The sequence below is a fragment of the Serratia sp. BW106 genome (assembly GCF_002607755.1).
In the GTDB taxonomy this organism is placed as follows: domain Bacteria; phylum Pseudomonadota; class Gammaproteobacteria; order Enterobacterales; family Enterobacteriaceae; genus Serratia; species Serratia proteamaculans.
In genome coordinates this window covers 37,954-55,082 of sequence record NZ_MCGS01000050.1, presented here as the reverse complement: position 1 = coordinate 55,082, position 17,129 = coordinate 37,954, and the positions used below count along the sequence as shown (strand labels likewise).

The 17,129-nt window shown below is 57.9% G+C and carries 16 protein-coding genes; 12 read left to right on the top strand and 4 right to left on the bottom strand.

Features of this window, described 5'->3' with window-relative positions; genetic code table 11:
• Positions 1–53: 53 nt before the first annotated feature.
• The 3 genes from BEI65_RS24715 to panM are packed head-to-tail and all read right to left on the bottom strand — an operon-like array spanning position 54 to position 3,704.
• Positions 54–2,051: a hypothetical protein gene (locus tag BEI65_RS24715; RefSeq protein WP_232519156.1), complete on the bottom strand. Its 1,998-nt coding sequence runs from the start codon at positions 2,049–2,051 to the stop codon at positions 54–56.
• A gap of 46 nt (positions 2,052–2,097) precedes the next feature.
• On the bottom strand, positions 2,098–3,315 hold the full coding sequence (locus BEI65_RS24710) for a DUF3142 domain-containing protein (protein ID WP_099065498.1): 1,218 nt from the start codon (positions 3,313–3,315) through the stop codon (positions 2,098–2,100).
• On the bottom strand, positions 3,312–3,704 hold the full coding sequence (gene panM, locus BEI65_RS24705) for an aspartate 1-decarboxylase autocleavage activator PanM (RefSeq protein ID WP_085116510.1): 393 nt from the start codon (positions 3,702–3,704) through the stop codon (positions 3,312–3,314). The genes BEI65_RS24710 and panM overlap by 4 nt, the downstream gene beginning before the upstream one ends.
• 406 nt (positions 3,705–4,110) lie before the next feature.
• Here panM and BEI65_RS24700 point away from each other — a divergent pair, with 406 nt between their 5' ends.
• From BEI65_RS24700 to ugpQ, 11 genes are all read left to right on the top strand, one after another.
• A complete protein-coding gene (locus BEI65_RS24700) occupies positions 4,111–5,226 on the top strand; it encodes a branched-chain amino acid ABC transporter substrate-binding protein (RefSeq protein WP_099065497.1) in 1,116 nt (371 codons plus the stop codon).
• Positions 5,227–5,342: 116 nt separating this feature from the next.
• Positions 5,343–6,269, top strand: coding sequence for a high-affinity branched-chain amino acid ABC transporter permease LivH (gene livH / locus BEI65_RS24695; protein WP_012004699.1), 927 nt, complete (start codon positions 5,343–5,345; stop codon positions 6,267–6,269).
• The gene (locus BEI65_RS24690) at positions 6,266–7,549 is read left to right on the top strand and encodes a high-affinity branched-chain amino acid ABC transporter permease LivM (RefSeq protein ID WP_085116511.1); all 1,284 of its coding nucleotides are present in this window, start codon (positions 6,266–6,268) and stop codon (positions 7,547–7,549) included. The genes livH and BEI65_RS24690 overlap by 4 nt, the downstream gene beginning before the upstream one ends.
• A complete protein-coding gene (gene livG / locus BEI65_RS24685) occupies positions 7,546–8,313 on the top strand; it encodes a high-affinity branched-chain amino acid ABC transporter ATP-binding protein LivG (RefSeq protein ID WP_099065496.1) in 768 nt (255 codons plus the stop codon). Before BEI65_RS24690 ends, livG begins: the two co-directional genes overlap by 4 nt.
• A 3-nt stretch (positions 8,314–8,316) precedes the next feature.
• Positions 8,317–9,018, top strand: a complete 702-nt coding sequence (gene livF, locus BEI65_RS24680) for a high-affinity branched-chain amino acid ABC transporter ATP-binding protein LivF (RefSeq protein ID WP_085116513.1) — start codon at positions 8,317–8,319, stop codon at positions 9,016–9,018.
• Positions 9,019–9,216: 198 nt separating this feature from the next.
• The gene (locus BEI65_RS24675; protein WP_099065495.1) at positions 9,217–10,404 is read left to right on the top strand and encodes a PLP-dependent aminotransferase family protein; all 1,188 of its coding nucleotides are present in this window, start codon (positions 9,217–9,219) and stop codon (positions 10,402–10,404) included.
• Between the two features lie 315 nt (positions 10,405–10,719).
• Entirely contained in the window at positions 10,720–12,039 is a 1,320-nt protein-coding gene (ugpB, locus tag BEI65_RS24670) for a sn-glycerol-3-phosphate ABC transporter substrate-binding protein UgpB (protein ID WP_099065494.1), read from the top strand.
• A gap of 113 nt (positions 12,040–12,152) precedes the next feature.
• Positions 12,153–13,040: a sn-glycerol-3-phosphate ABC transporter permease UgpA gene (ugpA, locus tag BEI65_RS24665; RefSeq protein ID WP_099065493.1), complete on the top strand. Its 888-nt coding sequence runs from the start codon at positions 12,153–12,155 to the stop codon at positions 13,038–13,040.
• The gene (gene ugpE, locus BEI65_RS24660) at positions 13,037–13,882 is read left to right on the top strand and encodes a sn-glycerol-3-phosphate ABC transporter permease UgpE (RefSeq protein WP_085116517.1); all 846 of its coding nucleotides are present in this window, start codon (positions 13,037–13,039) and stop codon (positions 13,880–13,882) included. The genes ugpA and ugpE overlap by 4 nt, the downstream gene beginning before the upstream one ends.
• A gap of 16 nt (positions 13,883–13,898) precedes the next feature.
• The gene (locus BEI65_RS24655) at positions 13,899–14,975 is read left to right on the top strand and encodes a sn-glycerol-3-phosphate import ATP-binding protein UgpC (protein ID WP_099065492.1); all 1,077 of its coding nucleotides are present in this window, start codon (positions 13,899–13,901) and stop codon (positions 14,973–14,975) included.
• Positions 14,972–15,718 (top strand): glycerophosphodiester phosphodiesterase, encoded by a 747-nt coding sequence (ugpQ, locus tag BEI65_RS24650; protein ID WP_099065491.1) that lies wholly within the window; start codon positions 14,972–14,974, stop codon positions 15,716–15,718. The genes BEI65_RS24655 and ugpQ overlap by 4 nt, the downstream gene beginning before the upstream one ends.
• 59 nt (positions 15,719–15,777) lie before the next feature.
• Here ugpQ and BEI65_RS24645 read toward each other — a convergent pair whose 3' ends face one another.
• The gene (locus BEI65_RS24645) at positions 15,778–16,107 is read right to left on the bottom strand and encodes a hypothetical protein (RefSeq protein ID WP_099065490.1); all 330 of its coding nucleotides are present in this window, start codon (positions 16,105–16,107) and stop codon (positions 15,778–15,780) included.
• A 151-nt stretch (positions 16,108–16,258) separates the two neighbouring features.
• Here BEI65_RS24645 and BEI65_RS24640 point away from each other — a divergent pair, with 151 nt between their 5' ends.
• Positions 16,259–17,122 carry a carboxylate/amino acid/amine transporter gene (locus BEI65_RS24640; RefSeq protein ID WP_085116521.1) on the top strand — a complete coding sequence of 288 codons (864 nt, stop codon included), beginning with the start codon at positions 16,259–16,261 and terminating at the stop codon, positions 17,120–17,122.
• Positions 17,123–17,129: the final 7 nt, after the last annotated feature.

The following is a 17,129-nucleotide window of genomic DNA, read 5'->3' as shown; positions in this document are numbered from 1 at the left end:
TTAACTGATCGGCATTGCGGCTAGCCGGGCTTTTTTGTGCCTGAAATTCGGCGTTATGGCGCAACGGCGGCGAAGTCCGGTGCCGGGCAGCTATAGCCAAACTTGTTGGCCCAGGGGTAACGAGTCCCGGTGTTGATATAGCGCTGGTACAACGCCTGACCGGTTTTTGCATCACGTTTGATCACCCAACCGGCGGCATTACACAGCACGGCAGCATAGGCCTGGCTTTTAGGCGGCAACAAATCGGCCGCCTGCTGGGCCAGTGTGACGGCCTGCCAACGATAATGCAGGAAGCGATTATCCTGCGGTGGCAATGCCGCTTTGGCCCGCGCGGCCTCTGCGCTGCTGATCCAGCTCTTATGCTTCAATTCACGGGTATCAAAGGCATCCCCCAGATAGGAATAGCCCGCGTCATAAATCGCGTAATCCGGCGTCATTTCATAACCGGTGAAGGTTAACCCCTGGGTGCGCAGCAGCGTTGCCGCCTGATAGTAGGCTTGGGCGCGCGCCAGTTTATCGGTGGTTTTGTCCTGAGCCGTTTTCAGCTTATCGGCGTACTGTTGCGCCACCTGGCGATAGTTAGGGATGTCAAAATAACCCATGGCCTCTTGAGGACGTCCGGCGCGCATCAGCCGCCGCGCCAGCAGTTCGCGCAATTGCACTTCCGGCGTGAGGGGCTGGCCGTTGTATTCGTCCGGATTGACCGGTTTCAGCGGCGTGGTCGGCGCAGGCGCATGCTTATCGACAAAGCCTTTCAGTTCGTCGACGGTCAGCACCCGTTCGGCCACGTCGGCGACGTCCGCCCAATAAAGCGCTTTGCCGCGATACAGGAAATCCATCGCCTGCAGATAGTCACCGCGATCCAACGCCAGGATCGCCTGTTCCCCGGCCACCCGACACTCGGGGACGATAGTTTCCGGCGTAAAGTCGGCATTGCGCTGCTCACCCCAGCTTTCACTGGATGGGAAAGCGGCCGCCGCTTTGGCGTAGTCTGCAGTCGCGGCCTTAACATCACCGTCACGCAGCGCCATCTTGGCGCGTAGCCACCAGGCCAGGCCGCTGTCACCGGCGTGTTTCAGCAGGCTGGCCGCCATCGGATATTGTCCGGCGCGGTAAGCCAATGCCGCTAATCGATCGCTGCCGCTGAAGCCGCTTTTCACCGAGGCATCCAACAGCGTCAGAATTTGGCTGACGATCTGCGTTGAGCGGCTGCTGGTGCCGTCGGTGTCGGCCATTTGCAGATTACTGCTGCGGGCGAACAGTTCGATGGTCACCAGCTGTTGGATCAGCGGATCGGCAATCGCCTGTTTTAGCACCTCGAAGTGGTCAGGGTTGACCAGATAACTGGAGACGTACTGCAGCGACAGTCCACCCTCTTGATCGCCCTGTGCCGCCTGCTGCGCATACAGCCGCGCCGCTTGAGTGACGTCATTCAGCCACAGGTGAATACGTGCCTGTTGCCCCAGGCTGCTCAGCGCCAGCTGATCCGGATCGGCCGTGCCGGTTTTCACTCGCTCAATCACCTGCTGGAAAGCCGCCAGCGCTTGCTCCAGCTGTGGTTTCGCCGGGTGTTTAACTACCGTGGTCGCCGCGCCGTTCTCGTTCTCTGGCGTGCCATGGTCGTTCATCAGCAACCGACCCAGTGAGTACTGCGCCCGCAGCCCCCAGTCGCCCTGCTCTGCGGTGGGCAGTGCCAGCACCTGTTTAAAGTATTCGCCGGCACGTGGATCTTCACCGGCAAAAGCTACGGCGCCCAATTGGTAAAGGCGCGCAGCGTCAGACAGCCCCTGGGTATTGACCGCATCGGCTTCCTCAACCGTTTTGGCGGCGCGCATTTTGCCAATGATGATGGTCTCCGGCGGCTGCGGCATGGGTTTCGGCGGCATAGGCGGCGGTGGCGCTTTCCATAACGGCAGCTGTTTATCCACGGCGACCAGGCGGCCGGCTTCAAAGGCAAAGTTGCCCTCCGGCATGTACAGCAGCGTGCCATTGCGATCGACCAGCAACCGGTTAGGGAAATCCGGCCCGCAGGCGTAACCGTTAATCGGCATCGCTAACGCTGAGCCGATCAGTGCAGCCAGTGGAAGGGTGCGAGTATTAAGGTGTGACAAGGGTGCCTCCTGGCGTCAGTTGTTGGCAGCGTAGCCAGCCCAGTGGCCGGGATTGCCCGGCGCGTAGTTGGTCGCCGCTAATCAGGACAAAGCGTTGCCGTTGAGGCTCACTTTCCAGCCGGTAATTGCCCGCGGCATCCCCCGCCAGGCACTCGCTGGCGGTGATGACGATTTCATGGGGCAGCGGGGCGTCAACCGGCCCGTTATTATGAATTATCAGATCATTCAACCCATTTTGCTGTGGCTGAGGGCTAAATTTTACCTGCCAGTTGACGCTGAGCGGCCGGTTTTCTATCACCGCCCGCAGCGTAGCCAGCGACCAGGCACGACGATCTTCCGCCAGCGGTAGCCGGAACCAGATAATGCCACGCAGGTGCGGTATGGCCTGCGCGTTCAGCTGATGCAGAAAATCAGCCACCTGTTGCGGCGCGACCGTCAGCTCGCGTGAGGTGCCTGCGACGCGCAGCGAGGCTTCGCTTTCAACCTGTGCACCTTGCGCATCAGACCCCACCAGACCCATGCCATAGGCGGGCAATGCCACCCGGAAGGGTTTTGGCGTGATTTTCGCGTACTGTTTTATCCAGCGCAGTGCCAACGGGCCGGAAAATAACCCTTGCAGAGGAGACAGCACCGCATGCACCTGCAGTACCGAACTGTCCACCTGTTGTAATACACCCGGCAACGCCGCGGAGCCGATCCAGGCCGGTAAGGCGGTAATGCCCAGTTGCAGTGAGTGAGGGAGCTGTTGACGCAGTTGCTGGAGGAAATGCTGATAATCAGGCAGACGTGCGGTGGCGGCGTCATGGTCTATTTCAACGCCGACGACCTGCAGCCCGGCGGCCTGCCACTGCTGTACCTGCTTTAGCAGGCGCTGGCGAATGGCGGGCTCATCCAACTGCGCCAGTTGTCCGTCCAGACGAGCCACTAACCACAGCGGGCGGCCATCTTGTTTCAGTAACGGCAGATTGACCGGGATCTCACGCCAGCCTTCACGCGGATGCACCTGCAAACCCAGCACCCGCAATGCAGGGAACAGATCGCGGCTTTGCGCCAACGCCACTGCATGTTGCGGCGTCCAGACCCGTTGCCAGACGTAGACCTGGTTATCCCAGGGCTGCGGTAACTGCAGTGCCTGCTGACGGCCGCCGAACCAGGCGAGCGATGCCAGGGCCAGCATTAATAACGCCATTAGCCTGCGTTTCATTGCTGCCAGAGTTCGCCTTGCTGTGTGAACCCGCAGGCGCGCATAAAGTTATCCACCTCACCGCGTTCGCGTGGCGTCAGACCGGCGGTAGAAAGCTGCCAGTGCGTTATCTGCGGCAGTTGGCGCTGGGCGTCCTGTACCAGATACAGCCCGACACCGCGGCGGCGCGTCACTTCGCGCACCAGTAAATCCTGCAACTTGGCGTGATCACCATTCAGCTCGATTTTCACCGCGCCCAGCAGGCGTTCGTTGAAGCGAGCGGCAAACAGCGCTTTATCGCCGCCCAGCCAGCTTTCCCACTGTTCCGGCTGCTGATGCGGCCAGATTTTGCCAAGGTCGATAAGGTCTTGTGGGGACAGCGTGGTTAATCGCTCAATGGTCAGTTTCATGCAGGATTTCCGAACGGCTAATCGATGCCGACAGTGTAATAGATCTTGCGCAGAGCGATGTGTAAGTTTTTCTGTACGATTACTGGGCGAAATGTTTTTTGCAAGACGCATTTTCCGAGTAAATATGTAGTGAATCGATCGAGAACCAGCATAACACGCTGCGCCTGATGCTAAACAGCGCAGATTTAATCCGGATTTTATGCTGTTTACACCGCTTGTTCCTGATTGTGCAAGTTGATTTGCAGCAGAAAATTCCTGTTTAATGGCATGAAAAATAAAGTCTTATTAGAAAATATTGCCATGAAAACACCTAAATCATTATTACTTATGAATAAAAGCAGTAAATAAGGGTCAGGTGCAGGCAAACACAACAGGTACGTTCACAACGACAGATGGGGATTTGCGGATGAAATTAACAAAAGGTAAGGCGCTGTTGGCAGGTTGTATCGCGATGGCTATCGGGCATGCGGCAATGGCCAAAGACATTAAGGTTGCGATCGTCGGGGCGATGTCAGGGCCGGTCGCACAGTATGGTGACATGGAGTTCACCGGTGCCCGTCAGGCGATTGCCGACATCAATGCCAAGGGCGGTATCAAGGGCGATAAGCTGGTCGCCGTGGAATACGATGACGCCTGTGACCCGAAACAGGCGGTAGCGGTGGCCAACAAGGTGATCAACGACGGTATCCGCTATGTGATTGGCCACCTGTGCTCTTCCTCGACGCAGCCGGCTTCCGATATTTATGAAGATGAAGGCGTGATCATGATTACCCCGGCGGCCACCAACGCCGATCTGACCACCCGCGGCTACAAGATGATCATGCGCACCACCGGCCTGGACTCCGATCAGGGCCCGACGGCGGCCAAATACATTCTCAGTGAGATCAAACCCAAGCGCATTGCGGTGATCCACGATAAACAACAGTACGGCGAAGGTCTGGCGCGCTCGGTGCGTGACAGCCTGAAAAAACAGGGTACCGACGTGGTGATGTTTGAAGGCATCACCGCCGGCGATAAAGATTTCTCCACTCTGGTGGCGCGTCTGAAGAAAGAGAACGTCGATTTCGTTTACTTCGGCGGTTACTACCCGGAAATGGGTCAGATCCTGCGCCAGGCCAAACAGGCCGGCCTGACCACCCGCTTTATGGGGCCAGAGGGTGTGGGCAACTCCTCACTGTCTAACATCGCCGGTGCCGCTTCTGAAGGCATGCTGGTGACCTTGCCGAAACGCTACGATCAGGTTCCGGCCAACAAACCTGTCGTGGATGCGTTGAAAGCCAAGAAACTGGATCCGACCGGTCCGTTCGTCTGGACGACTTACGCCGCACTGCAATCTCTGACCACCGGGATGGAGCGCAGCGGCAGCCAGGAGCCGGCCGACATCGTCAAGGATCTGAAAACCGGCAAGCCGGTGGACACCGTGATGGGGCCGCTGAGCTGGGATGACAAAGGCGATCTGAAAGGCTTCGAGTTCGGCGTGTTCGAGTGGCATGCAGACGGCACATCAACACCGATTAAATAAGCCATAATCATCAGGGTAGGGCGCAGTTCTGCTGCGCCCGCGGGCCGGTTCGCCGGCTCCGTATCCCTTTACCTGAATGATCTTCGCGTTCAGGTTTCGCAGCCAAGGGTTAGAGTATGTCAGAGCAGGTTCTCTATTTTCTGCAGCAGATGTTCAACGGCGTCACGTTGGGCAGCACCTATGCATTGATCGCCATCGGTTACACCATGGTCTACGGCATCATCGGCATGATCAACTTCGCCCACGGCGAGGTGTATATGATCGGCAGCTATGTCTCCTTTATTGTTATCGCCGCCCTGATGATGGTGGGTATCGACGTTAGCTGGCTGCTGATTGGCGCCGGTTTCCTGGTGTCGATCGTCATTGCCAGTGCCTACGGCTGGAGTATTGAGCGAGTGGCCTACAAGCCGGTGCGCAACTCCAAACGTCTGATCGCGCTGATCTCCGCCATCGGGATGTCGATATTTCTGCAAAACTACGTCAGCCTGACGCAGGGTTCGCGCGATCTGGCGCTGCCAAGCCTGGTCACCGGCCAGTGGGTGTTGGGTGAAAGCAACGGCTTTGCCGCCACCATCACCACCATGCAGTTGATTATCTGGGTCGTCACCTTCCTGGCGATGCTGGCGCTGACGATATTTATTCGTTACTCGCGCATGGGCCGCGCTTGCCGTGCCTGCGCGGAAGATTTGAAGATGGCCAGCCTGCTGGGTATCAATACCGATCGGGTAATCTCGCTGACCTTCGTGATTGGCGCAGTGATGGCGGCGGTGGCCGGCGTGCTGTTGGGCCAGTTCTACGGGGTGATCAACCCGTACATCGGTTTTATGGCCGGTATGAAAGCCTTTACCGCGGCCGTGCTGGGCGGCATCGGCAGCATTCCCGGCGCAATGATTGGCGGCCTGGTACTGGGCGTGGCGGAAGCGCTGACCTCAGCCTACCTGAGCACCGAATATAAAGACGTGGTGTCGTTCGCGCTGTTGATCGTGGTGTTGCTGATCATGCCAACCGGCATCCTTGGGCGTCCGGAGGTTGAGAAGGTATGAAACTCAATCTGCTCAATGCGTTGATCGCCACCCTGGTGCTGTTTGTGATGGCTTCATTCCTGATGGGGATGCAGCTGAGTCTCGACGGCACCAAACTGGTGGTGCATGGCGCGGCGGAAGTCCGCTGGATGTGGATCGGCATTGGCTGCGTCATCGTGTTCTTCTTCCAGTTACTGCGCCCGCTGATGCAGCAGGGGCTGAAAAAAATCTCCGGCCCTTCATTCGTGTTACCTAGCTTTGATGGCACCACCGCGCGTCAGAAGCTGCTGGCCGCGGCGATCATTGTTGCCGCCGTCGCCTGGCCGTTTCTGGTGTCGCGTGGCACGGTGGATATCGCCACCCTGACGCTGATCTACGTGATGCTGGGTCTGGGCCTGAACGTGGTGGTTGGGCTGTCCGGGCTGCTGGTGCTGGGTTACGGCGGCTTTTACGCCATCGGCGCTTACACCTACGCGCTGCTGAACCACTACTATGGTCTGGGTTTTTGGGAAAGCCTGCCGCTGGCGGGCATAGTCACCGCCATCTTTGGTTTCCTGCTCGGTTTCCCGGTGCTGCGACTGCGCGGCGACTACCTGGCGATTGTGACGCTGGGCTTCGGTGAGATCGTGCGCATCCTGCTGCTGAACAATACCGAGATCACCGGCGGGCCGAACGGTATCAGCCAGATCCCGAAACCGACCTTCTTTGGGCTGGAGTTCAACCGCAGCCTGCGTGACGGCGGCTGGGACACCTTCCATAACTTCTTTGGTCTGAAATACGATCCGAGCGATCGCATCGTGTTTTTGTACCTGGTGGCACTGCTGTTGGTGGTGCTGACGTTGTTTGTGATTAATCGTCTGCTGCGCATGCCGCTGGGCCGTGCCTGGGAAGCGCTGCGCGAAGATGAAATCGCCTGCCGTTCACTGGGCCTTAACCCGACCAAAATCAAACTGACCGCCTTCACCATCAGCGCCGCCTTCGCCGGGTTTGCCGGCACGCTGTTTGCTGCGCGTCAGGGCTTTGTCAGCCCGGAATCCTTTACCTTCGTCGAGTCGGCCTTCGTGTTGGCGATTGTGGTATTGGGTGGCATGGGGTCACAGTTTGCAGTGATCCTGGCGGCTATTCTGCTGGTGGTATCGCGCGAACTGATGCGTGATCTGAACGAATACAGCATGTTGTTGCTGGGTGCCCTGATGGTGTTGATGATGATTTGGCGGCCGCAGGGGCTGCTGCCGATGAAACGGCCACAGCTCAAACTGAAAGCGGCAGATATCCACGCGGGCAAGGGAGAGCAGGCATGAGTGTGCAACCTTTGCTGAAGGTCGAAGGGCTGTCGATGCGTTTCGGCGGCCTGCTGGCGGTCAATAACGTGGCGCTGGAGCTGAATGAAGGCGAAATTGTTTCGCTGATTGGCCCGAACGGTGCCGGAAAAACCACGGTGTTTAACTGCCTGACCGGCTTCTACCGCCCGACTGGTGGCACCATCAAACTGCGCGAACGTCACCTGGAAGGGTTGCCCGGCCAGACGATTGCTCGCATGGGCGTGGTGCGGACTTTCCAGCACGTGCGGCTGTTTCGTGAAATGACGGTGATCGAAAACCTGTTGGTCGCGCAGCATCAGCATCTGAAAAGCGGCGTCTTCGCCGGCCTGCTAAAAACGCCGGCTTTCCGTCGCGCCGAAGCCGATGCGTTGGATCGTGCTGCGGTGTGGTTGCAACGGGTTGGCCTGCTGGAGATGGCTAACCGCTCGGCGGGTAACCTGGCTTACGGGCAACAGCGGCGGCTGGAGATTGCACGCTGCATGGTCACCCGGCCGGAACTGCTGATGCTGGACGAGCCGGCGGCGGGGCTGAACCCGAAGGAAACCGACGAGCTGGACCACCTGATTGTCGAACTGCGTAATCAGCATAAGGTGTCGGTACTGTTGATTGAACACGACATGAAGCTGGTGATGGGCATTTCCGACCGCATCTACGTGGTGAACCAGGGTACGCCGCTGGCGCAGGGCACCCCGGCAGAAATCCGTAACAACCCGGACGTGATCCGGGCCTATCTGGGCGAATAATTTATGTTGTCATTTAATCAGGTATCCGCCCATTACGGCAAAATCCAGGCGCTGCATCAGGTCAGCCTGAACATTAAGCAGGGCGAGATAGTCACGCTGATCGGCGCTAACGGAGCCGGTAAAACCACGCTGCTCGGCACGCTGTGCGGGGAACCTCGCGCCAGCGAAGGCAGCATCACCTTCCTCGATCAGGACATCACCCAGTGGCAGACCTCGCGCATCATGCGTGAGGCGGTGGCTATTGTGCCAGAAGGGCGGCGGGTGTTCTCGCGCATGACGGTGGAAGAGAATCTGGCGATGGGCGGTTTTTTTGCCGACCGTCAGCAGTATCAGCAACGCATCGAGCGGGTGTTCGAGCTGTTCCCACGCTTGCTGGAACGCCGTGCTCAGCGCTCCGGCACGATGTCCGGCGGTGAGCAACAGATGTTGGCGATCGGTCGTGCGCTGATGAGCCAACCAAAGTTACTGTTGCTCGACGAACCCTCCCTGGGGCTGGCACCGATCATTATTCAACAGATTTTTGACATCATTCAGCAACTGCGCGAAGAGGGAATGACCATCTTCCTGGTGGAGCAAAACGCCAATCAGGCGCTGAAACTGGCAGATCGTGGTTATGTACTGGAAAACGGCCGCGTGGTGTTGGAAGATACGGGAGCCGCATTGTTAGCAAACGAAGCAGTTAGGTCGGCATATCTGGGCGGCTGAAATACCCGTCGTCTTTCAAGCTACAGCGTTGTTAACTGCACTCGCTTACCCCAGTCACTTACTAAAGTAAGCTCCTGGAGGATAAGCGAGTTGGTCGCCTGGCTGTAACTGGAAATCCATAGGGTATTAGAGGGAATTTACCGATAAAGGTAACTCAGGCTGCACCTGCATTTTTAACGATTACGAGAAGAAGAAGAAATGAACACAGAAGGGTTACTCGCGCAGCGCATCGTAAAAGTAAAAAGCTCGGCAATCCGTGAATTGCTCAAGCACAGTAAGATGGAAAACGTCATTTCGCTGGCGGGCGGCATCCCCTCTGATGCCCTGTTTGATTTCGAAGGTTTGAGCATCGCTACCCATCAGGCGATCACCGAGCAGCCGAAAAGCGCCTTCCAGTATGGTCTGACCGAAGGCAGCCCGGTGCTGCGTGAGCGCATTTGTGAGCTGTGCGCCCAGCGTGGTGTTTCTGCCACCGCCGAAGAAGTGATGGTGACAGCAGGATCTCAGCAGGCGCTGGATCTGGTGATGCGTGCCATCGTCAACCCGGGCGACGTGTTTGTGGTGGAGCGTCCGACCTATCTGGCGGCGTTACAGACGCTGGAGCTGGCGGAAGCCAACATCATGTCGGTGTCGTCCGACAGCGATGGCATGGTGGTCGAAGAACTGGCCGAGCTACTGAAAACCCAGCGTATCAAGGGCGTGTATGTGGTGCCGAACTTTGGCAACCCGAGCGGTATCACCCTGAGTGCAGCCCGTCGCGAGCTGTTGGTGAAGCTGGCCGCAGAGCACAATTTCCTGATCATCGAAGATGACCCGTACGGCGAGCTGCGCTTTACCGAAGAGCGCCACGCCACGCTGCACCAGATTTCGCAGCAGGTGCTGGGCCATACCGATAACATTATCTACACCTCGACCTTCTCCAAGATCCTGGCGCCGGGCCTGCGTCTGGGCTGGGCAATTCTGCCGCCGTTCCTGCTGCACAAAGTGGCGATCATCAAGCAGGCGGCGGATCTGCACGCCAGCGCGCTGTCGCAGAGCATCGTAGAATGTTACCTGGGGCTGGATCGTCTGCCGACGCAGATCGAAAAGATCCGCGCAGCCTACAAGCAAAAAGGTGAGATCCTGGCCGGGCTGGTGGAGCAAGAGCTGGGCGACCACATCAGCTTTGATATGCCGAAGGGCGGTATGTTCCTGTGGGCGCGTTTCCGTCAGCCGTTCAATGCCACCGAATGGCTGAAAACCACTCTGCAGCAGGGCGTGGTCTTCGTGCCGGGGGAATACTTCTTCTCTGACAATCCGGATCGCTCGACCTTCCGCCTGTCGTTCGCTACCGCCACTGAACAGCAGATGCAAGAAGCCGTTGCCCGCCTGCGTCGTTCACTGTAATTCCCACGGCGGCGGGGCACTTTTCCCCGTCGCCGACATCAAACCGCAATCTGCACTTCACTCTCCCGTCATATGGCTGTCATCTGACGGTTATATTTCTGTCATCCGAGCATGGCATGTTATCCCCGTCATCTTTCAAGCCGCAGCGTTGTTGCCTGCCCTGATGTTTCCCTGTCACTTAGTTAACTAAGCTCCGAGGGATCCATCAGGTTGCCGCCTGGCTGCAACTTGAAAGCTATAGGGGAACACTTCCGAACAAGAATTGATTCTTTTCGCTCACGCGCTTATTACACCAGCTTTTTTCAGGAGTTAGGCATGCTCACCTACGCTATTCGCAAAACTACGCTGTGCGTCGCGTTGACCCTGGCGGTCAGCACTCAGGCACTGGCGGCGACCGAGATCCCGTTCTGGCATTCGATGGAAGGTGAATTGGGTAAAGAAGTGGATTCCCTGGCGGACCGCTTTAACCAGTCGCACACCGACGTCAAAATTGTCCCGGTTTATAAAGGTAACTACGAACAGAGCCTGGCGGCGGGCATTGCGGCCTATCGCTCCGGTAAAGCACCCGCGATCCTGCAGGTGTACGAGGTGGGTACGGCAACCATGATGGCCAGCAAGGCAATCAAGCCGGTGTATGAGGTGTTTAAAGACGCCGGTATCAACTTTGACGAGTCGGTATTCGTGCCGACGGTGTCCGGTTACTACACCGATAACAAGAGCGGGCACCTGCTGTCCCAGCCGTTCAACAGCTCCACCCCGGTGCTGTATTACAACAAAGATGCGTTTAAAAAAGCCGGTTTGAACCCGGACCAGCCGCCAAAAACCTGGCAGGAACTGGCGGCGGATACCGCCAAACTGCGCGAGGCCGGCATGAAGTGCGGCTACGCCAGCGGTTGGCAGGGCTGGATCCAGCTCGAGAACTTCAGCGCCTGGCACGGGGTGCCATTCGCTACGGAAAACAACGGCTTTGGCGGTACCAGCGCCAAGCTGGAGTTCAACAAGCCGTTGCAGGTCAAGCATATCCAACTGCTGGAAGAGATGAACAAGAAGGGTGACTTCACCTATTTCGGCCGTAAAGATGAATCCACCGAGAAGTTCTACAGCGGTGACTGCGCCATTACTACCGCATCATCCGGCTCACTGGCGGATATCAAACACTACGCCAAATTCAACTACGGCGTGGGCATGATGCCGTATGACGCCGACGCCAAGAATGCGCCGCAGAACGCCATCATCGGGGGTGCCAGCCTGTGGGTGATGAATGGCAAAGATGCCGCCACCTACAAGGGGGTCGCCGAGTTCCTGCAGTATCTGGCGCAGCCGGAAATTGCCGCCGAATGGCACCAAAAGACCGGCTATCTGCCGATCACCACCGCCGCTTACGATCTGACCAAGCAACAGGGCTTCTACGACAAGAACCCGGGCGCCGATGTGGCGACACGTCAGATGCTGAACAAGCCGCCGTTAGCGTTCACCAAAGGCCTGCGCCTGGGCAATATGCCGCAGATCCGTACTGTGGTGGATGAAGAGCTGGAGGGTGTGTGGACCGGCAAGAAAACGCCACAGCAGGCACTGGACGCTGCCGTACAGCGCGGTGACGTGTTACTGCGTCGCTTCGAATCCCAGACCAAGTAGCGTCAACCGGGACTCCGTTCCGGCGAACGACACCGATCCACCCCCTCTCCCCTGGGAGAGGGCCGGGGAGAGGGGCTCAGTCAGCCCTCTCCCCACATTAACGGTTAACCCCTATGTCATCTTCCCGTCCCGGTTTCGGCTGTAGCTGGCTGCCCTACGTATTGGTGCTGCCGCAACTGTTGATCACCGCAATCTTCTTCCTGTGGCCCGCCGGCGAGGCACTGTGGTATTCGGTGCAGAGCCTAGATCCGTTCGGTCTGTCCAGCCAGTTTGTCGGGCTGGATAACTTTACCCAGCTGTTCCAGGACCCTTACTACCTCGATTCGTTTTACACCACGCTGATCTTCAGCTTCCTGGTGGCGGGGATTGGGTTGGTGGTGTCCCTGTTTTTCGCCGCGCTGGTGGACTACGTGCTGCGCGGCAGCCGAATTTACCAGACGCTGATGATCCTGCCTTATGCGGTGGCCCCTGCGGTGGCGGCGGTGCTGTGGATTTTCCTGTTTAACCCTGGTCTGGGGTTGATTACCCATTTCCTCAGCGGCTTGGGCTACAACTGGAACCACGCGCAGAACAGCGGGCAGGCGATGTTCCTGGTGGTGCTGGCTTCGGTATGGCAGCAAATCAGCTATAACTTCCTGTTTTTCCTGGCGGCATTACAGTCCATTCCGCGCTCGCTGGTGGAAGCGGCGGCCATCGACGGTGCCGGGCCAGTGCGGCGTTTCTTCAATCTGGTGTTGCCGTTGATCACGCCGGTGAGCTTCTTCCTGCTGGTGGTGAATCTGGTGTACGCCTTCTTCGATACCTTCCCGGTGATCGATGCCGCGACCGGCGGCGGGCCGGTACAGTCCACGACCACGCTGATCTACAAGATCTACCGTGAAGGCTTTGCCGGTCTGGACTTGTCCAGCTCCGCAGCGCAGTCGGTGATCCTGATGCTGTTGGTGATTGGCCTGACGGTGATCCAGTTCCGTTTTGTCGAACGTAAGGTGCGCTACCAATGATTGAGAACCGACGCGGGCTGGATATCTTCAGCCACGTAATGCTGATTATCGGCGTGCTGGTGGTGCTGTTCCCGCTGTACGTGGCCTTTGTCGCCGCCACGCTGGATGACAAACAGGTGTTCCAGGTGCCGATGACCCTGATCCCGGGCGGCCACCTGTGGGAAAACATCAGCAATATCTGGCAGGGTGGCGTGGGCAACCTCAAGGTGCCGTTTTCGCTGCTGCTGCTGAATAGCGTGATCATGGCGCTGGCGATCACCTTTGGCAAAATCCTGGTGTCGGTGCTGTCGGCCTACGCCATCGTTTACTTCCGTTTCCCGCTGCGCAGCCTGTTTTTCTGGCTGATTTTCCTCACCCTGATGCTGCCGGTGGAAGTGCGTATCTTCCCGACGGTGGAGGTGATCTCCAACCTCAACCTGCTGGACAGTTACACCGGCCTGACGCTGCCGCTGATGGCTTCTGCCACCGCCACCTTCCTGCTGCGCCAGTTCTTTATGACCTTGCCGGACGAACTGCTGGAAGCCGCGCGTATTGATGGCGCGGGGCCGATGCGCTTCTTCTGGGACATCGTGCTGCCGCTGTCGAAAACCAACCTGGCGGCGCTGTTTGTCATCACCTTTATCTACGGCTGGAACCAGTACCTGTGGCCGATCCTGATCACCAGCGACGCCTCAATGGGCACCGCGGTGGCGGGGATCAAAAGCATGATCTCCACCTCCGGCGCGCCGACCCAGTGGAATCAGGTAATGGCAGCGATGATTCTGACTTTAATCCCACCGCTGGCGGTGGTTCTTCTGATGCAGCGCTGGTTTGTACGCGGTCTCGTCGACAGCGAAAAGTAACGAGAGAAATTTTCACATGGCAGGTTTAAAACTACAGGCAGTCACCAAATCTTACGACGGTAAAACGCCGGTGATTAAGCAGATCGATCTCGATGTGGCGGACGGTGAGTTTATCGTGATGGTCGGCCCGTCCGGCTGTGGCAAATCGACGCTGCTGCGCATGGTCGCCGGGCTGGAACGTACCACCAGTGGCGATATTTATATCGATGGTCAACGCGTGACCGATATGGAGCCGAAAGATCGCGGCATCGCGATGGTGTTCCAGAACTACGCGCTGTATCCGCACATGAGCGTGTATGACAACATGGCCTATGGCCTGAAAATTCGCGGCTTTGGCAAACAGCATATCCAACAGCGGGTTGAAGAAGCGGCGCGCATTTTAGAACTGGAACCGCTGTTGCAGCGCAAGCCGCGTGAGCTTTCCGGCGGGCAGCGCCAGCGGGTGGCAATGGGGCGCGCTATCGTGCGTGAACCGGCGGTGTTCCTGTTTGATGAACCCTTGTCCAACCTGGATGCCAAGCTGCGTGTGCAGATGCGTCTGGAATTACAGCAACTGCACCGTCGACTGAAAACCACCAGCCTGTATGTCACGCACGATCAGGTGGAGGCGATGACGCTGGCACAGCGGGTGATCGTGATGAACAAGGGCGTGGCGGAGCAGATTGGTACCCCAAGCGAGGTCTACCAGCGCCCGGCATCGCTGTTTGTTGCCAGCTTTATTGGCTCACCGGCGATGAATCTGTTGCCTGGCACCCTGAGCGCCGACGGCAGCCAACTGCGGCTGGCAGACGGCATGATGCTGAATTTGCCGCAGGCGAAAGCGCAGTGGGGCGGCCGCCCGTTGACGCTCGGTATCCGTCCGGAGCATATTCAACTGACTACCGAGCAACAGGGCGGCGTACCGCTGGTGCTGCAAACGCTGGAGCTGTTGGGCGCAGATAATATGGCGCACGGGCAGTGGGGCGGTCACGGCGTGATTACGCGGCTGTCGCATGAAACTATGCCGGCGGCGGGCAGCACGCTATATTTACAGCTGCCTGCACAGGCACTGCACTTTTTTGATACCGATAGCGGATTACGGATGGAACAATGACCACAGCCTGGCCTTACCCACACATTGTCGCCCACCGTGGCGGCGGTTCTCTGGCGCCGGAAAATACTCTGGCGGCGATCGACGTTGGCGCGCGTCACGGCCACAAAATGATTGAGTTCGACGCCAAACTGGCGCAGGACGGGCAAATTTTTCTGCTGCATGACGATACCCTGGATCGCACCAGCAACGGCTGGGGCGTGGCGGGTGAGTTGCCGTGGGACAAGCTGGTGCAACTGGATGCCGGCAATTGGTATAACTCCGCCTACAAGGGCGAGCGTTTGCCACTGCTGGCCGAGGTGGCGGAACGCTGCCTGCAGCATGGCATGATGGCGAACATTGAAATCAAACCCACCACCGGCAGCGATGACGAAACCGGCCGGGTGGTGGCGTTGGCGGCGCGTCTGCTGTGGCAGGGACAAACCGATCCGCTGCTTTCATCATTCTCGGTTGAGGCACTTGAGGCGGCACAGCGCACGGTGCCGGAGCTGCCACGTGGCCTGCTGCTGGATCAGTGGGATGACAACTGGCCGGCGCTGACCGAACGTCTGGGCTGCGTATCGTTGCACATCAACCACAAAGAGCTGACGGAAGAGCGGGTGGCGGCGCTGAAAGCGGCGGGATTACGTATTCTGGTTTATACCGTTAACCAACCGGCGCGTGCGCGCCTGTTGTTGAACTGGGGCGTTGATTGTATTTGTACTGACCGGATAGATTTGATTGGCCTCGATTTTCCGAATGGTTAACCTGGGTTAAAAATTTGCCGCTGTCCGCTCTACCCTGCTGACAGCGGCTACGATCATCCTCATGGGCGCATCGGCGTAGCCGGCAACGGAGCCTGCGGCACCGAAGGCGTGGTGCGGTTGAACGGGTTACGTGGTTGGTTACCATTTGGCAGCAGTTGCCCGCCGTTCGGCAAATTTGGCTGCAGTTGCTGCTGATTGTTGTCGAACTGCCGCTGTTGTTGCAGGCGGCGCTGATCCAACTGCTGGTTATTCAGCATGCGCTGTTGCTGCGCTTGCTGATTGCGTTGGTTGAAAAACTGCTGTTGCGAGCTGAGCTCGGTGACGCCGTTGGCTGCGGTGGCCAACCCGGACAGCAGCAACAGGCCGTAGAGCAGGTGATAACGCTTCATGATCTTTACCTCCGTTTTCTATTAAGACTAACTCACCGGTGAAATTTTGCCGACAGTTTGTATTTTGCACAGATGTAAACCGCCTTTTCGTCACGACCTTTCCTGCCTTCCGTTACAATCGCCCTTTGTGAATTTTTAGGGTGAACCCATCGTGCTACTTCTGGTGATTACTACCATTCTGTGGGCGTTCTCTTTCAGCCTGATTGGCGAATATCTGGCGGGTCAGGTCGACAGCTGGTTTTCGGTGCTGATGCGTATCGGCCTGGCGGCATTGGTGTTCCTGCCGTTCCTGCGCTGGCGCAATATCAAACCGAAAGTGATCCTGATGTACATGCTGGTGGGGGCCTGTCAGCTCGGCATCATGTATCTGTTCAGCTTCCGTGCCTACATGTACCTGACGGTACCGGAATTCCTGCTGTTTACCGTGCTGACACCGCTGTACGTCACGCTGATTTATGATTTGATCAGCGGCCAGCGTCTGCGCTGGAGCTACGTATTCAGTGCGCTGCTGGCAGTGCTGGGGGCGGCGATCATCCGTTACCATCAGCTTAGCGAGCATTTCTGGTGGGGATTACTGCTGGTGCAGGCGGCAAACATCAGCTTTGCCATCGGCATGGTCGGTTACAAGCGCCTGATGGAAGTGCACCCGTTGCCGCAACACACCGCGTTCTCCTGGTTCTACCTGGGCGCGTTAGTGGTGGCGGTGGTGGCCTGGTGCCTGTGGGGCAATCCTCAGCAGTTGCCGACCACCAACCTGCAATGGGGCATTCTGGTATGGCTGGGCGTGGTGGCTTCCGGGTTGGGGTATTTCATGTGGAACTACGGTGCAACGCAGGTGGATGCCGGCACGCTTGGCATCATGAATAACATGCATGTGCCCGCCGGGCTGTTGGTGAATCTGGCCATCTGGCAGCAACAACCGCACTGGCCAAGTTTTATTATCGGTGGGGCGGTGATTGTCGCTTCGCTGTGGGTGCATCGTCGTTGGGTGGCACCCAAGATAATCAGTAAATAAACCGGGC

Excerpts from the sequence above, each read along its gene's own strand:
- livH (WP_012004699.1), top strand. The coding sequence starts at position 5,343 with ATGTCAGAGCAGGTTCTCTATTTTCTGCAGCAGATGTTCAACGGCGTC.
- BEI65_RS24715 (WP_232519156.1), bottom strand. The coding sequence starts at position 2,051 with ATGCCGATTAACGGTTACGCCTGCGGGCCGGATTTCCCTAACCGGTTG.
- livG (WP_099065496.1), top strand. The coding sequence starts at position 7,546 with ATGAGTGTGCAACCTTTGCTGAAGGTCGAAGGGCTGTCGATGCGTTTC.
- panM (WP_085116510.1), bottom strand. The coding sequence starts at position 3,704 with ATGAAACTGACCATTGAGCGATTAACCACGCTGTCCCCACAAGACCTT.
- BEI65_RS24655 (WP_099065492.1), top strand. The coding sequence starts at position 13,899 with ATGGCAGGTTTAAAACTACAGGCAGTCACCAAATCTTACGACGGTAAA.
- livF (WP_085116513.1), top strand. The coding sequence starts at position 8,317 with ATGTTGTCATTTAATCAGGTATCCGCCCATTACGGCAAAATCCAGGCG.
- BEI65_RS24710 (WP_099065498.1), bottom strand. The coding sequence starts at position 3,315 with ATGAAACGCAGGCTAATGGCGTTATTAATGCTGGCCCTGGCATCGCTC.
- ugpB (WP_099065494.1), top strand. The coding sequence starts at position 10,720 with ATGCTCACCTACGCTATTCGCAAAACTACGCTGTGCGTCGCGTTGACC.
- ugpQ (WP_099065491.1), top strand. The coding sequence starts at position 14,972 with ATGACCACAGCCTGGCCTTACCCACACATTGTCGCCCACCGTGGCGGC.
- BEI65_RS24645 (WP_099065490.1), bottom strand. The coding sequence starts at position 16,107 with ATGAAGCGTTATCACCTGCTCTACGGCCTGTTGCTGCTGTCCGGGTTG.
- ugpA (WP_099065493.1), top strand. The coding sequence starts at position 12,153 with ATGTCATCTTCCCGTCCCGGTTTCGGCTGTAGCTGGCTGCCCTACGTA.
- BEI65_RS24700 (WP_099065497.1), top strand. The coding sequence starts at position 4,111 with ATGAAATTAACAAAAGGTAAGGCGCTGTTGGCAGGTTGTATCGCGATG.
- BEI65_RS24690 (WP_085116511.1), top strand. The coding sequence starts at position 6,266 with ATGAAACTCAATCTGCTCAATGCGTTGATCGCCACCCTGGTGCTGTTT.
- ugpE (WP_085116517.1), top strand. The coding sequence starts at position 13,037 with ATGATTGAGAACCGACGCGGGCTGGATATCTTCAGCCACGTAATGCTG.
- BEI65_RS24675 (WP_099065495.1), top strand. The coding sequence starts at position 9,217 with ATGAACACAGAAGGGTTACTCGCGCAGCGCATCGTAAAAGTAAAAAGC.